The sequence below is a fragment of the Bradyrhizobium sp. UFLA01-814 genome, from assembly GCF_046718885.1.
In the GTDB taxonomy this organism is placed as follows: Bacteria; Pseudomonadota; Alphaproteobacteria; order Rhizobiales; family Xanthobacteraceae; genus Bradyrhizobium; species Bradyrhizobium elkanii.
Genome location: NZ_JAQOSR010000001.1, coordinates 75,351 through 91,689, shown reverse-complemented (window position 1 = coordinate 91,689; position 16,339 = coordinate 75,351). Strand labels below are relative to the sequence as shown.

The 16,339-nt window shown below is 59.1% G+C and carries 5 protein-coding genes; all 5 read left to right on the top strand.

Going from position 1 to position 16,339, the window contains the following annotated elements; all coding sequences use genetic code 11:
- The first annotated feature begins 12 nt into the window (after nucleotides 1-12).
- The 5 genes from PMN64_RS00310 (at nucleotide 13) to PMN64_RS00290 (ending at nucleotide 16,312) form a co-directional block, all read left to right on the top strand.
- Entirely contained in the window at nucleotides 13-7,584 is a 7,572-nt protein-coding gene (locus PMN64_RS00310) for a sacsin N-terminal ATP-binding-like domain-containing protein (RefSeq protein WP_411779172.1), read from the top strand.
- Nucleotides 7,581-10,259 carry a DEAD/DEAH box helicase gene (locus tag PMN64_RS00305; protein WP_411779171.1) on the top strand — a complete coding sequence of 893 codons (2,679 nt, stop codon included), beginning with the start codon at nucleotides 7,581-7,583 and terminating at the stop codon, nucleotides 10,257-10,259. Before PMN64_RS00310 ends, PMN64_RS00305 begins: the two co-directional genes overlap by 4 nt.
- Before the next feature lie 226 nt (nucleotides 10,260-10,485).
- Complete coding sequence (locus PMN64_RS00300; RefSeq protein WP_411779170.1) at nucleotides 10,486-11,703, top strand: hypothetical protein; 1,218 nt, start codon at nucleotides 10,486-10,488, stop codon at nucleotides 11,701-11,703.
- On the top strand, nucleotides 11,700-13,649 hold the full coding sequence (locus PMN64_RS00295; protein WP_411779169.1) for a hypothetical protein: 1,950 nt from the start codon (nucleotides 11,700-11,702) through the stop codon (nucleotides 13,647-13,649). Before PMN64_RS00300 ends, PMN64_RS00295 begins: the two co-directional genes overlap by 4 nt.
- The gene (locus PMN64_RS00290; protein WP_411779168.1) at nucleotides 13,646-16,312 is read left to right on the top strand and encodes a helicase-related protein; all 2,667 of its coding nucleotides are present in this window, start codon (nucleotides 13,646-13,648) and stop codon (nucleotides 16,310-16,312) included. Before PMN64_RS00295 ends, PMN64_RS00290 begins: the two co-directional genes overlap by 4 nt.
- Nucleotides 16,313-16,339: the final 27 nt, after the last annotated feature.

Genomic DNA, 16,339 nt, shown 5'->3' with positions numbered 1-16,339 from the left:
CGATGACAGCTTTTGACATCTACCACGATTATGCAGCCGGCCAGGCTAAAGGCGAAGCTTCACGCGCTAGACTTCGGAGTAGATATGCCTGCCTATTTTGATGACCCAAGAACACAGATCATCGAAATCCAGCGTAATCTGCGCGACCGTTACCGGACGCGTTTGTCGATCATAAAGGAACTGATCCAAAATGCGGACGATGCGGGCGCACACGCGATGGCGCTTAGCCTGTGCCCTGGCCAACAGGATGCTTCAAATCCCCTTCTGAGGGGGCCAGCCCTCCTTATCGTCAACAATGGCCACTTTACCGCTGAGAACGAGCGCGGAATCCGGACGCTGTCAGCCACGAGCAAGACAGAAGATGCTGGATCGGCCGGCCGCTTTGGCCTCGGCCAAAAAGCTGTGTTTCACGTGTGCGACGCTTTCATCGTAGTGCCGCTCGGCTATGCCGAGGAGTTCGAACCTTTCATCGTAAGCCCCTTCCACGGCCTCCAGGAAACGCGGTCCCAGACAGAAGCTTGGGAGAACCTGACTGGGGTGGCCGATCACCTTAGGCCGTACATCGATCCGATAGCCTTCGCAGGCCCGCACCTCGCTCTTTGGCTTCCCCTCAGGCGGGAAAACATCGTGCTGTCGGCAGGTCGCTTCGACGAATGGATGTTCGAACAACAAGATTTGCTCGGGGAAATTACGCACACGCCGATGTTGGCCACCGTCTTATCCGCAGCCAGGCACCTCCAGCGACTAACCATTTGGGACAACGGCCGTGCATTGCTCTCGCTCAACCGTGAAGGGCCACACTTGGCTCGAGTTTCCGCGGAGCATGCTGGATCAGCCCCAGACCGGGCCCCCTTCGGCGGCGCCGTGCACATCGACGAACGAGAGAAGAATTTTTCGTCCGCTTTTTGCGCCCGGCAGGCGCTGTCCCACGACATTGCCTTTCGAGAAATTAAGACCCGTCAGGGCTGGCCGCATACCTGGACGCTCAACAATAGACTAGTGCCTGAAAAGGCGGAACCGCATGGCGCCGCCTTTCTGGTACGGCACAACGGGACTCAATCCCGAATTCTGATTCACTGGGGAGTATTCCTCCCTACAGGCGAAGAAGCTCAAGTTACAATCCCGATTGGTATTTCGGACGAAAGGCGGCCGATCGACCTGTACCTCTTCCTCCATGGCTACTTCTTTATCGATTCTGGTCGCCGGCAAATCGATGGATTTGCAGAATCGAGCGGGATGTCCGCCTCCACTTACGCCGAAACTTGTGTCGAGTGGAATCAAATGGTGCGCGACCGTGTCACGCTTCCACTTTTGCCAGGCTTGCTGATTGACGCGCTGCAGAATGACATTCTTGACGGTGCTGAAATCGCCAGCGTTGTAAGCGCGCTTGCTGCCGAGCCCTGGTTTTCGCAACACCGCGCCGCAATCGCCAGCAAACAACAGCTGGGCGAGGTGTGGGAAGGAGAGAGGCTCTCATGGCGTACGGTTCCGTGTGAAGCCGGGTTGCGACCACTTCCCGCTTCGTTGTTGTCGCGGCCAGAAACGCTATCGCGGTTATTCCCAGAACTGATCTCGTTCGCCCGCGCCCGTAATTTGGCACTGGTTAGTGCAAGTCCCGGAAAAATAAAATGTCTGGGAGAAAAAGATCCGGGTTGGGAGCCTACGGAAATTGCCGATCTCCTGGACTTCATGTCTCCGACTGTCTTCAAGAATAGAGCGCTTGCCGAGGCTCTCCACACGTTCCTAGACGGAGTCTGCCCAGCGATTCCCGGCGAAAAGATTGGGCGTGCGCTTTGCCGTAAGTTGAGGCGAGCGATGTCTGGCGAGGGCACATTCGCTGAAGCTGACACAATTGCGGGCATTCTTCGTCACGTCCCGGCCCGGTTCCTCGTCGGCCTGTCCGAGTTGGCAGCGGGCGCTGACGTTTTGCGTGTCCTTGCGAGCACCGGCCAAGAGCCCCTCCCAGTGAAGCAGGCGTGGCTGCCGGAATCGCACCGATCGGTGATTCCGGATGAGGGCGCGCTTGCGACCATGTTGGGTGCCCTGCAGTCGCAGATGCGCGGCGCGCAGCTCGAGAGGGCCGCGCGAGCCGCAGTAGAGCTAATCCGCGCAAGCGGTCGCTTGCTTTCAAGTCTGGCGTCCAGTCCAGCCTTCCGCGATATTGCTGTTTTTCCCGTCGCGGAGGAGCCTGGCGACGAGCGGCGGATCCTTTCCCTCGGCGACCTAGCCGATCTGAGTCGCTCCGGCCTGCTGTTTCAGCGGCAGGGCCTCACAAATATCAATCTGAAGCCGGTACTCACTGCTCTTCCCGCGCTTAAGCTATACCTGACAACCGATAAAGATTTGGTGCAAGCTGTACTCGGGCCCGATGAGGGAAAAGGTACACTGGACGTGCCCCGAGCGGTGGCCTTCGTCAACGACGCGATGCAGTTCGCGGACGCGAGCGACCGCGTTGGCCTAGTGGAGTTGTTGTGCAAACACTGGGCATCTTCCGAGCAGTATTTCATCGCAATGCGCAGACTCTTGACTGGAGCCCCAGAAGCCGGAACGCATGCGACCGTGTATCGGTGCCAAGATTCCGAGTTGGCGGAGCTCGCAGAGAATTTGCTCGCGCGCGATCATACGGCCTTCATTGCAGACGGTGAATTGACGGATCGGCTCGCCGCCTTTCAGTCGACGGCAATCGGTCTTCAACAATTCGATGCACACGCGCTCGAATCGCGCCTTGAACAGGCGCTTGCGGTAGGCCCTGCCCCTAAGATCACAGCGCGACAGGCGGACAAGTTGCTCACGTCCAGCGTTTCGGATGGCTTGCTCAAACGACTGCCGATGCATCAGCTCGAGGATGGCTCGGCCGTTGCCATCGATGAGACGGTCTGTCTTGTCTCCGAACGGCCAATTCCGGTCGTATTACGACCGTTCATGAGACGTGTCCGCTCCTCGGGAGATCCGCAGGCTCGGAATCGACAGGAACGTCTGATTGCTCCGCATGATGCGGCGGCCGAGTTGGCCGCTGCGCTCAGCGCACCCACTCCAGCTAGTTTGAGCGTCGCCATACTGGACGCCATCGCCGACCTTGAGATGCGCGACGGTGCTTTGTACGAATCGCTTCGCGAGAGGCTTCGCTCAACGAGTTGGCTCGCCGTCGGAGGCCAGACCGTCCGGCCTGATGAGATCCTCTGCCTGCCCGATCCAGTCAGCGAGGCGGCAAATACCGCCCTCGGGACACCTGATGATCTCGCTTGGTATCCACAAGCCGCCCTTTCAAAATCGGTGCGCGATCATCGCGCCTATTCGCGATTAACCGCTTGGGTGTTGCCCAGCCTCGCTGAATCCCTCGAGAAGCTCGCGCTGCAGATCGACTGTGCCGCTCTTGTCGGACTTCCTATGCGCTATGAGGCTGCCGGCGCCGCTGAGACCGCGAAACGGGACCTCGAAGTGCTCGCATGCGCCGATGTGCGGTTGCCGCTCCCAGGATGGCCACTTGCAGCCGCGCTCCTCAAAGCACAAGTGGCAGATCTCATCAGGGCCGAAGGCTGTCTCACCGTCTTCATCTCAGTTGCTGATGATAAATCGTCTCTACTCGCGGAGACCCTCGAAACACTCGCAACGCATGCTGAAGACGTCGGCAGGGTGAGTGAGGCAGCGAGGAGGACCTACAACCGAGCATTTTGCGACCTCGCCCTCAGCAGCACTGCTAAGAAGCGAGTCGTTTTCGAGCAAATTCGCGTCCCGACCATAGCTGGGACATGGAAACCTGCCAGCGAGGTGGCCCGGGACGGCGCTGGCCTCTCGGCGGAGTGCTTGTTGCAGGGCAATCTCGCCGAGCCCCTGCGACGTGCCGAAGCCGAGCTTGACAGATCGACGTCGCCCGACGCCGGAGCGCGACGCACCGTGCTCGATGCTCCGGTCCCGCGGGTACCGTCAGGAGAGCACGAGTTCGACCAAATTTCGGCGAAAGGTCACCGTGAATTCATCGAGCACTTCCGCAATCGGATTCCAGCCGAACTCGCGCTTATGTATCTGGCGCTTGTTGGGCGATTCCGCGAAATGCAGGAGGTTGCAATAACGTGGGCGTTAGACGCGGCGGTCACGCCCGATCTCTTGGTCCAAACAATCGACAAAGAGATCAACCCGTCCCTCCACCGAGTGAATCTTGAAGCTGAAGTAGAACAACGACGCTTCATTGTAGTCCCGGTCAAGGACGATCGGGTCGAGGCCATATCTCTCGCCGGCAACCCGTTTACCGCGACGACAGTTGGCGGCGCCGAACTTCTTGTTGGCAATCGCCACACGATCGGGGCAAAGCACCGCCTGGCCGACGGTCGCACGCTTACCGTGTTTTCGCTTCAACTTCGAGATGGTGTCGGGCTCGACTCCCACCACGCGATCGCATCAACAAAGAAGCTAATTCGCTTTATCAGCTGCGATTGCCTTTGGCTTTCTAGCGACCAACAGATACGAGCGGTTGAGGCTCTTCTCGATCGCTTCAGTCGCACGTCGCAAGTCCTTTTAGATCAGACCAGAGCCATGCTTCGCGAGCGACTCCCAACGATACTTGAGCCGCTGAAGGCAAGGCCGGATGACGCCCTTGGGCGAGCATTGCAGGAGTACCGTGACGCCGAGCGACGCCGGCTGGCACTCAGCACAAGCTACAACGAACGTCAGGCCTCTGAGGAGACGCTGTGGAATTCGATCACTTCAAACCCTGCGGCTTGCGAGACCTTACTGCAGCTCGTCCGCGCCAAACTCAATGAGCTCGGGTACGACAGCCGCCGTGTAATTTTAGAACTTTTTCAGAATGCCGATGACGCAAGCTGGCAAGCCGATGATCGACAGAATGCTCGCGGCTTCCGTCTGGAAGCATTCGCGAGCCACTTACGTGTGGTTCATTGGGGTCGACCGATCAACCACCGGGGTGCGGATGCGCAGTTTGGCGACGCGAGAGGTTACGATCGCGATCTTGTCAACATGCTGGTACTGAACTTTTCCGACAAGCGCCCAGAAGATGGTGTAACCGGCAAGTTCGGACTCGGCTTCAAGTGCGTTCATGGGCTCACCGACTCGGTCGGTATCGCATCAGGGTTGATTTCACTCAGAACGTTTGGAGGCCTATTACCGCATTCTTGGCCTGAGGGCGTCACCGAGGCAGAAACCTACCGTCGTAACACCACTGCCACTATCATTGATGTTCCATATGCTGCTGGGCAGGGGCCGAGTGGGCGTGAGGCCGTTGAAACCTTTCAAGCCGCAGCTCCTTATCTACCCCTATTCGCAAAGGCTATCCGCCACATCGACATCGAGCATGATGCTAGGCCTTTCACCCAGCGACTTGTCAGCGATTCCGAAATTAGGGGCGTCGACGGCGTTCGCTATGTTAAAATGGAGGGAAGTGCTTCGTTCTCGGCGCTGAGATTTGATCTCGGCGAGGGATACACTCTCGTCGTAAAGCTCGACGAGACAGGCCCGTTGTCCTTTCCCGATGGCGCGCCGCGACTGTGGCACGTGGCTCCTCTTGATCAAAAGATCGGTTCCGGCTGGTTACTGAACGGCCCTTTCCCACTTACGCCGAGTCGCGCCGAACTCCACGGAAATTCCGAAACCTTGTTCCGGCGCTTAGGGCAAGCGCTCGGAGAGAAGCTAATTCTCGTTCATGCCGCAGCAGCGACAGATTGGGGCAGCTTTGCCGCCGCTCTCGGCTTGGCGATCGAGGATGCTACTCCTGTCCTCTTCTGGAAGCAGTTGTGGAGTCTCTTTCGCCTCGACCTGGATGATCAAATCGCTCGCGAGTTGCATGCCGAAGGAGGCGGGCTGGCAGCACTGGCCGCCCGAGCCTCCGTCGTGCCATCCAGGCTCCGCGCGCCTTTCCAACAGCTCACCGGCGCATCTCTAACAAGAGGTTACCTTGCCGACGCACTCAAGGACAACGAGCTTCTCGGATCCATTCAAAACTGGCCGACGGTAATGGCGGCTTCGGGAGAGTTCATTTCCGAGGAAACCGCACGCGATCTAGGTAAGCTTGGGTTCGATCGCCTTCAGCCGATTACCATGACTGCGATTCTTCAACGTGAGTTCGCGTCGGTGCGATCTAGGGTCGAGGTGCAGCACGCGAGGCAGCTAGGCACTGTTCTGTCGAAGTCCACCATCGTCAACCAACCCCTCGCCACAGAGTACACCAGCCTGCGGAGGCAAGTTAGCGTCGCGCTTTTCAAAGATGTGAAAGGCGATTGGCGTCCAGTGAGCGAACTTACAATCTCTCAAAGCGGCGATAGAGCAGAAGTCCTTCGATCGGCGTTTGCGCCTCCCGAGCGGAAACTTTCAGACGATTATAGTGGTGAGGCCCTTCAATTTGTTGAGCTTGCCCGCCAGGAGTCTGGCTATTCACCTCGGCCAGAATTGATGCAAGCATGGGCCGAGCGCGCGCACGCGAAATCGGCCCAAGTCGCCGTCCTGCGCTATTTGATCGAAATCGATACAGGGCAGCTGCAACGTCGTATTCTCGCGTCTCCGCCTACATGGCTCTGTCCGCTGGACACCATAGCGGACGGCCCGCTCACGATCGGCTGGAACCGAGATGATCAGAACAAACTCCGTGCGGTGCTGCGAAATTTCGAACGTGAACCGCAGCTGGTTACGCCGCCTGACGACACTCCAACGCAGCGGCTGGAGCCAGAGCGGGTGCTCGACGCAATCTGGTCGTGGTGGGAGCAAAATCGCATCGAGGAAATTGCGAAGTATGAACGTGCGGTCTATCCCTCCGCCTGGGAACGACAGAAGCTCGCTGGCTGGCACGATCGACAGGCGTGGTTCACTCTGTTCGCGTTAGCTGCGTTTCAGAATTTTGGAGGCACTCAGGACGGACAGCACAGGAAATTCGTGGAAGAAGGTTTGCAGCAGGGTTGGTGGGCCGAGCTGGCGCAGTCACGGCCACCCGAAGATCCCGAGATTTGGCTGGCCCGCTTAAACTCATGGTCTGCTTCGACATTGGCCGATATCACGCATTGGCGCTGGCGTCGCGCCCTCTTGGATCTATACACGATCGCGCGTTGGCTTCCAGAGTACACCAGGATTCTCGAGCTTCTCCCACGCGTGCTGGAGAGAAATCGTTCGGTTCGGCTTTCGGATGTGTTTACGCCGAGCTTCTCTCCAATTTGGCAGCAGGCTGGCATCGACGCGGCTCCGCTCGTCCGTACGCTCGGGATTGGCGTCAACTGGCTGCTACGCGAATGCATTCGACTTGGGATCTACCAAGACGGTGCAGCCGGACTTGTGGCGTCTTACAGTTGGGCTACCACAGGACGGCTCCGCGCGTTGGTGATCCGGCGGCTTGGCGCTCAGCTTGAGGACCGACCGTCGATGGATGCGAGCGTTTTAGTATCGCAGTTCATTAAAGCACGTGTTCCGGACAAACACAGGGAGTACCTAGAGAAGGACCTCGATTTACCGCTCCAGTTGGTCACCCTTAAGCGCAATTGGCCCGCGCTGGAGCGATGCCTTGCGTTGGGTGACATCCAAGATGTTCCGGGTGTCGGACGCTGGGAGGGCGACGACTCTGAAGACGATTCGTTGGAGGCAGCGGAATGACCAGCGCATTCAATCCGGGCGCGACGGTACGCCATCCACAGCATGGAGCCGGCGTCGTCGAATACCAACGCAACGACTTGGTCACGGTCGACTTTGGTGGGCAATTGCAGCGCGTCGAGGCTAGTTCGCTTACGCCAATCGAGAGCCTTTCCACCGCACTGGCTGCGGCGCGTCTCGGCGATCCCACTGCCACACTTCTGCGCGCCCAAGCGCTTGCGATCACATCAATCAATGACCAGTGGGGCGTGTTCTCGCGCTCTCGCGTTCAGATCCTTCCACATCAGCTATGGGTTTGCCGGCAAGTGACGAGAACGTGGCCCTTCCGTTGGCTGGTTGCCGACGATGTTGGCCTAGGCAAGACGATCGAAGCGGGGTTGATTCTGATGCCCCTGATCGCGCGTGACAAGGTAAAACGCCTCCTCGTCCTCGCCCCGGCCAAGCTGGTGCCGCAATGGCAAGGCCGGCTAAAGGCAATGTTTGACATCCGCCTACAGCGCTATTCGCCGTCTATCGACGGTGCCCGCAATAGCTTCTGGGATACGGCAACGGCGGTGGTCGCCTCTTTTCACACCTTGCGGCATGAGGGCGACAAACGCGAACGTCTTCTTGAAGCAGAGCCGTGGGACCTCGTTATCGTGGACGAGGCGCATCATCTCAATTGCGATGAACGAATAGGTGACACCCTTGCGTACACTTTGCTCGCTGAAATGCAACAACGAGGACAAATCAACTCGCTGCTGCTCTTCACCGGAACGCCGCATCGTGGCAAGGATTACGGCTTCTTCGGCTTGATGCAGCTATTGCGGCCGGACTTGTTCGATCGCGAGAAGGACCGCGCAGAGCAACTGCCGCATTTGCGTGAGGCCGTTATCCGCAATAACAAGGCAACTGTCACCGATCTCAAGGGAGACCGCCTGTTCAAACCGGTCACGGTTTCAACTCGCGACTACCGATACAGTCTCGCCGAAGAGGAGTTCTACCAGACCATTAGCGCTTTTATCGTCGACGGCAAAGCTTATGCAGGCGCACTAAGTGGCCGACAGCAGACAGCCCGCATGTTGGTTCTGATCACGCTACAGAAGCTTGCCGCGAGCTCTATTGCCGCAATCCGGAGCGCACTGACGAAGCGGCGCGATAAACTATCCAGCCTGGTTGCTGGGGCTACCGCTACACTCAAGGACCTTCCGGACGGCGACACAGAGCTGTTGGATGAAGATATTGCCGCGACCGATGTTCAACTTGTCACAGACGAGATCGAGCGTCTGGACGAATTGATCGCGTTGGCGAAACGGGTGTCGGAAGAGACGAAAATCACAAGGCTCGTCAAGCTTCTCGACGACGAGCTTCCGTCCGGTGAACAGGTCCTGCTGTTCACCGAATACAAGGCGACACAAGCGCTTGTGGTAAATGCCCTGCAAGCTAGATTCGGGCACGGCAGCTGTTCGTTCATTAATGGCGATGAGCGGCTCGAGGGCGTTATCAGCCCCTCTGGACAGACCGTCGCGCTAAGCATCGCGCGTGACGCCGCAGCGGACAATTTTAATTCAGGCAAAGTCCGCTTCATGATTTCGACCGAGGCGGGAGGTGAAGGTATTGACCTTCAGGAGCGCTGCTCAATCCTTATCCATGTAGACATGCCATGGAACCCCATGCGGCTCCACCAGCGGGTCGGACGCCTTTCCCGCTTTGGCCAGAAGTCGGAGGTCAACGTCTTCCTGCTTCGCAATCCGGATACCGTCGAATCCCGCATCTGGGACTTACTCAATGCGAAGCTACAGCGCATTCAGGCCGCTCTTTCGAACGTCATGGAGGAGAGCGAAGACATAACGAATCTTGTCATCGGTATCGCGGGCGAAGGACTTTTCACCGACCTGTACGCTGGGGCCCAAGGGCGCAGCGACGACGGCTTGAAGCACTGGTTCGACCAGAAGACGGCGACCCTTGGCGGAAAGGATGTGATCGACACAGCGCGAGATCTCTACGGCAACGTCGCCCGATTTGATTTTCAGGGCGTCGGCCGGGACGTTCCCCAGGTGGATCTGCCGGACCTGGAGGCCTTCTTTATTGGTGCCCTGCGCTCGAACGGCCGTCGCGTCACTCGAGAAGCCGAGGGCATCACGTTCAAAGCGCCAGATGGTTGGCGCAAACAATCCTGGAGCGTTACCGAAAACTACAGCAGGCTTGTCTTCGACCGAACGCTTAAAGACGAAGGCGCAACTGGTCGCATCCTGGGCGTTGGCCATCAGCTAGTGAATCTTGCGCTGGCACAAGCACTGGAGGCGGATACGCACGTTGCTTCGTTTCTGGACCTCGACGCTCCCATTTTGATCATGGTGGTCGAGGATGGCATCACCGGAACTGGCGCTTCGGTGCGCCGGATGATTTTCGGAATCCGCGATGCCGTAGTCGCTCCGATGATCCTGCGCGATTGGGAACTGCTGCAGCTGCTAAATCGTATCTCTCCCAGCCGCGCATCTGTTGCGGAGGCCTCGGCCGCGACGAACCCCACCGCTACAGCCCTTCGCCTCGCTAACCACTTCCAACGCAATTTGCCACAGAGCACCGAATTGTTTGCGCGCCCAGTCGCTCGCCCTGAAATGCTGTTGCTTCCGGCGGGGAATGCGCAAAATGGAGCAGCCGCGGGCTCGGCGCCTCAAGGCGCGTCTGATGAGTAGGTCAACATGTTCTTGGCGTGCAATTTCGACGGTCTGCGATCATCGCAAGCGAGATCCGAGAATCGTTTCAGGTCTGGTTACATTCACACGCGTCGTATGATCGGGTGGAAATGGCCGACGAATTTCTGCTGCAGGGAGCGGGGGATTACAAATGGACTGGGGCCTATTGGGACCCGAGCAACTAGCCGGGTCGCGGCGAACGCGCACGCTTGGACTTGGCGCTGCCGTGCGAAAATTCAATCAGTTGGCCGTACCCGGTCTGGGCGGTGTCTGGTTCGCCAAGCAGTTGGTCCTTGCAACACTTGGCGTGATTGTCGCCGAGCGGCTTCGGCAGACCAGCCGGAACGTCAAAACGCTGGAAGTGGCCAACGCTGTCGAAGCCCTCGCGTGCTGGGGAGCGTTTGAGAGCAACGGCTGGCGAAGAGACGCTCGTCTTCGGGGCGTGCAGAAACTTGCGGGAAAAGCCGGCCTGACGTTTGCCAAACTTCGGCAGCCACGATTTTACGTCACTCAGCCCATGCGCATGGCGACGGTGGAGGCACTGGTCGATCTCGGCTTTGTGCATCCCGGCAGCACGCGCTTCAACAGCTTCAGATGCACCGAGTCCGGCCGCGACCTAGTTGAAGCGGCAACCAGCGAGTACAGGCCGTACAGATTGACCGTCGAAGACTGCCTCGTCCGCCTGGCGATCGAATCCGCGCCGATAACGGTTACACGAGACTTGCAACGAGCCTTGTCGCCGATCGAACCCTTGGCACCCGTCGCACGTGATCTTGTTCGAAGCAGGCTCTGCGAAGGGGCGGGCGCGAACCGGGACGCGGCTCGTCGAAAAAATGGTCTTGCCTGGGTCGCATCCATTGATCCGGGAAAACCCGCCAGTTGGAAGGCCCGACCGCCAACCATCGATGTTGATCATTGGAACGACCTTCGCCGCGGCGCGCTGTTCTTTCAGGCCCGCGATGCAGCCATCGACTTGCTCATCGAAATAGAAACAGCCGTCGCCCGGACAAATGCTCAGGCACTGGCCTCGATCGCTGCTGCCGAAATTCCCGCGATACAGAAGCAGCTCGGCAAGCTGCGCAACTCGGCCCAGCGTTTTCTGGATGAAGAGGACGATCCGACCGAAGCAAGGATAGCAACCAGTTTCTACCGGGAATGCATCGTTGCCGACCCCGCGCAGATCATCCGCAGCCTCGTGACGCGAGACCGCCGGGTTCTTCAGCTCCGCAACAACAATATCGTTCCCGGCTCGGCATTCGTTGGCCGGCCGCAAGCAGAGGATGCCGAGGAAGATGCCGCGGGTCCGGGTACCGAGAATGTGAGCCGCATTCCTCTCCCCGAGGGCATTTCGTCACGGGTACAGAACCTGTATTTGTTTGAACTCGATCTCAACCACCGGCTCGGTACCTTCCTCAATCCGCTTGCTGACGAGGAAGCGGCATGAACTTCAAACCATGTTCGCTTGCTCAGCTGTTCGACCCTCCCGATGACTATCAAGGCGTCTTCGGCTGGATCTGCGGTTATTCCGCGGACGCCGGCTTCCTTGAGGATGCAGTCGAACGATTTTCCGGACTCACCAAGGCTCAACGCGAGCATCAAGGCCAGATGATGCTTGCCGTGATGCTCGATCCGGGAACCCCACAGATTCTGCCCTCCGAAGTTCCCGCTGTCTTGCATTTGCCGATCAAGTCCACTCCGTTGCCGTTTCTTCTCCTGCACGCCAAAGTCGCCATTCTCGGCTTCCAAGGCGCCGGCCGGTTTCTCCTTCGTGTCATCGTCACCACCGGAAACTGGACCCGGCAGACCCTCGAGGAAAGCCTGGACCTTGCTTGGCACATTGACGTCGAGGACAGGCCGTCGGAGTCGTCCCGGCAGGACCGAACCGACCTTGCCGCTGTCTGGTCTTTCCTCACCTGGGTTCGCCTACACTTCGACACCCGTCCTCTCGACCTCGCGATCGATCCGAGCAACGAATCAGCCGGCGCAGTCGAGAAGATTGCCGCATGGGCAGCTCAGCTCGGTACGCGCCACCGGGGATACCGCACGCGATTTTTCGACAGTCGCGAAGCGTCGCTGCTGCGGCAGCTGCCGGACCTCATCAAACACCACGCGGGTTCGACGGCCCGGAACTATCTGGCATTGGGCTCCGGCTACTACGAGAGCGCCCAGGCAGGCACGCCTGATGTTCCAGACAGCATTGTCTCTGATCTCAAGCAGCACGATCTGCTGACCACGAGCTCCGATCGAAACCTGTTTGTTAATCCACGGGCCTGCCAAGCGATCGCGACGGGGCGTGCTGCGCTTGAAGGCAAAGGCTGGACCATCCGACCCGCGCGCGCGCCTGAATATTTTCGCGGCGCGCCACGGGACCTCCATGCGAAGTTTGTGTTCAGCAGCACCTCGCGCAGCGGCTCGAACAACTGCTCGAGTCCGTGGATTTATCTCGGCTCGGGCAATCTCACCAATCCGGGTTTCAAGCAAAAAGCAGGTCGCAACGGAAACTTGGAAGCCGGCATCATCCTCGCACCCGAAGGTTTGAAATGGGAAAAGGATCGCGATAGCGAGCTTGCAAGCATCGTCACCAATTTGCTGCCCATCCATTGGGATGACGAGAGCCTCCCACTGCCGTCCTTGCACCCCGGCGACGACATGCCGGAGCGCGATATCGCCTTCGCGGCGGCGCCGGTTGCCCTGTTTCTGTGGCGAGAAACTCCCGATGGATCAATCCTCGTTCCGCAAGGCGAGCCGACAAGCCTGTTCGAGATACTCGATCCTCACGGCCATCCCTGTCACCGCCTTGCGGATGGCAGCCTGGCCTGGAATTCAGCACGCCCGCGCCAGGTCACGATTGCCTGGTCGGCGGAGGACGGCCCGCGTCGCGCAGACGTACCCGTCATCGATCACTATGGCCGCTTTTGTGCGACCGATCTTCCGTCGCTCGATCTTGAAGACGCCTGGATACAACTTGCCAATTTCCCGATGCCGCCCGACGACGAGGAACTGGCCGGCGGCGATGCGACGACCTCGATTGACGGCGTTGCGGCAAGTGAGACCGCCGCGCAGGGGCGCTCTTCCGCCTATCCAGTGCGGCGAATGATGACGCTGATCGAAGACATTGCCCGCAAGCAGGTCAACGTCGATCCAGCCGACTGGACAGCATGGTGCAACCGCCTCGAACAAGTCCTGATCCAGTCCAAGGACAGCGCGGTTGTCATGGAATTCAGGGCAATCGGGCTGAACCCGCTTCACCCTCTTCTCCAGGCGTCTTTCCGGCCGCACTTCGCCGCTGACATTCAAACCGCCGAAGGTGTCCGCTACGAGACGGCGCTGCATCGGGTGACCGAGGCCTGGCAACTCACCGACCTACCCGCGCTCGGAGTTCTGCCGTGAAGAGCACTTTTAGAGGATGGGATGAAGTCGCGAGCCATCTCGAAGAAATGGCTTCATCGTCACCGCCTTCGGCTGCCCCGCTCAACGATGGCCAGCGCGCAAGTCTCAGAGCTATCGCTGCACGCATCGCCAGCAACGGAATTGTCGTTGCTGACGAAGTCGGCATGGGCAAAAGCCGGATCGCCGCCTATGTGGCCAACGCCGTCACGCGCAGCGGCGGACGATGCGTAGTCCTTATCCCGCCAGGCCTCGGCTTCCAGTGGCAAGCGGAATTCCGGGCATGCGGAACCGACGTGCCGCCGGTCATTCGCAGCTTGAAAGGCTACTACGATGCCTGGGACGAAGCCGAAGACGACACCAAGACAATGGTGCCGTGGTTCAGAGAGTCCGTGGTGATGGTATCGCATCGGTTCTCCGACTGGCGGCTTGGATCGAATCCCCATCCCTGGCGCTGGTGGCTTCTTCCGGAAGTGTACGCAGTAGCCCGTCAACTGACCGAAGGACGGCTGCCACGCTTCTATCGTGACGCAAACGATTACGCCGATCAGGCCAGGGTTCAACGCGTGGTAACCGCTGCGAGGTCGATGACACAGGCGGTACCCCGCAGCCCCGGCCATCCAGCGCGCCGACTTCTCAAAGAATTGCTGGAGGTGCGTTGGCCGGAACCGCTTGACCCGCAGCGATACGGACGCAACGACGTGCTGCGCAAGCTGCTGGAAAATGTCGTCGGCCTCGGAATGGGAGTTTTCGATCTGATCATCGTTGACGAAGCTCATAAGAGCCGCGACGACGAGAGCGGCCTTTCACGCGTCCTCGACAATATCGTTCTGAAAGGAAATGAAAGCCGCCGCATTGCTCTGACAGCGACACCCATCGAACTTGATGTTGCGCAGTGGGGATCGACGCTCAAACGCATTGCCGTTCGGTCGGATCAGATGGAAATCATCACGACCGCGACCGAACACTATGCCGAAGCTATCCGCCATTTGCGGCTCGGCTGGAGAGCAAGCCTGGAGTTGCGAAGCAAATACGTGGATGCTTCGCGGGAATTCCAGCGCGCGCTATCGCCCTATCTGATCCGGCGTGACAAGCGCGAAGACGAAGACGTCTTGAGGTTCGCGTGCGTCAGCCGGCTGCCCATTCATGACTATCGCCGCCAGCAAGAGATAGCGGTCGAATTCGACGGCCTATCCCCGGCATGGCGTCAGGCAGTCTGTGCGGCGGAAGCCCTGTCGCTGACCGACGGGGCAGCCATCGACAGCCGGACCAGACGTCTCCGCCTCACCATCGGCAACGGGCATGGCATAGCAAGCGTGATCGATGAAAATCTGCACGACGCCAAAGACGATCGGAAGCAGGACGCGTTCGAAGCCAGCCAGTCGGAACTTGACCCGAAGACTGAAGTCCCCGTTACGGATCGAACCGCGTGGTGGATGGACACCCTTCGCCGCGCCTTTCCTGACGACCGGGAACTTCTCTTCGAGCATCCGGCCATCCTCGCTGCGGTCAAGTACATCGAACATCAGACCGAAATCGGCGAGAAAGTGCTTGTTTTTGGACGGTTCACGCGCCCGCTTCGCGCGCTCGTCAGCTTGTTGAACGCCCGGCAAATGCTCTTGCGTATCGGCAAGGGCGAAGCCTGGCCGCAGCGAAAAGTACATGGCGACCGGAATGGAATTTACGGCGACAGCGAGTGGCCGGCCGTCCTCGCCGCGCATAACCAACTATCGTCGCCGGTCGATCTCGATACACTCGACGACGTGCTCGCCGAACGTTATCGCAGAGACACCGAGTTCCGCGCCAAAATGCGCGACACCGTGGTCCCGCGCATTCGCGCAGGACTCCCGGAAGCGACAAACAACAGCACGAAATACGAAGCCATCCTGCGTGTTGTTGAACTGCAATCGCAACAAGCGGCCGACAATCCAGACGATGACGATCGTCAACTGACCCTGCTTGCGCGCGCGATCACGGCCAACATCGACAGTACCGATGCGTCCGACGCCGAGATTGCGTCAGCTTTCATTGCGCTCGTGAACGCCGCAGGCGATCAGGACGATGCAGATGATGATCACTTAGACGACGAGGCTGCCCGGGATGCTTGGCGGGGCCTGGAAGAGCATCTCGGAGAAGGTTACACAAACCGTCAGGGAGGCTATGCCCGCCTGATGTACGGCGAGACCAAGCCTCAGGCGCGCCGCATGATGCAGTTGGCATTCAACCGGTCCAATAGCTTCCCACGCGTCCTTGTCACCCAGTCGCTGGTCGGGCGCGAAGGCCTGAACCTGCACGAAAGCTGCCGGATCGTCGTTCTCTTGCACCCCGAGTGGAATCCAGGCGTGGTCGAGCAGCAGATCGGCAGGGTCGACCGGGTCAACTGCCGCTGGGCCAGGGAGCTCAACCGAGCCATAGCGGAGGGGAAGACAGGCGCCGACCTGCCTCGCATCGAAATCCGGCCCGTGATCTTCAAAGGCACTTACGACGAGCATAATTGGCAGGTGCTGCAGGAACGATGGGATGACCTTCGAGCGCAGCTGCACGGCGAAGCGATCCCGGCACGGTTGAGGGAGCGCGAGGATGGGGAAGGTCGAATGATCCTAGAACAAATCGCAGATTCACGCCCTGAATTCTCGCCTCTTAAACGGGAGCATGGCGATCCGTAGTAGAAAACGCGCGTCCCATGTGTTGGC

Coding starts and splice junctions, on each gene's coding strand:
- PMN64_RS00305 (WP_411779171.1), top strand. CDS start 7,581: ATGACCAGCGCATTCAATCCGGGCGCGACGGTACGCCATCCACAGCAT.
- PMN64_RS00295 (WP_411779169.1), top strand. CDS start 11,700: ATGAACTTCAAACCATGTTCGCTTGCTCAGCTGTTCGACCCTCCCGAT.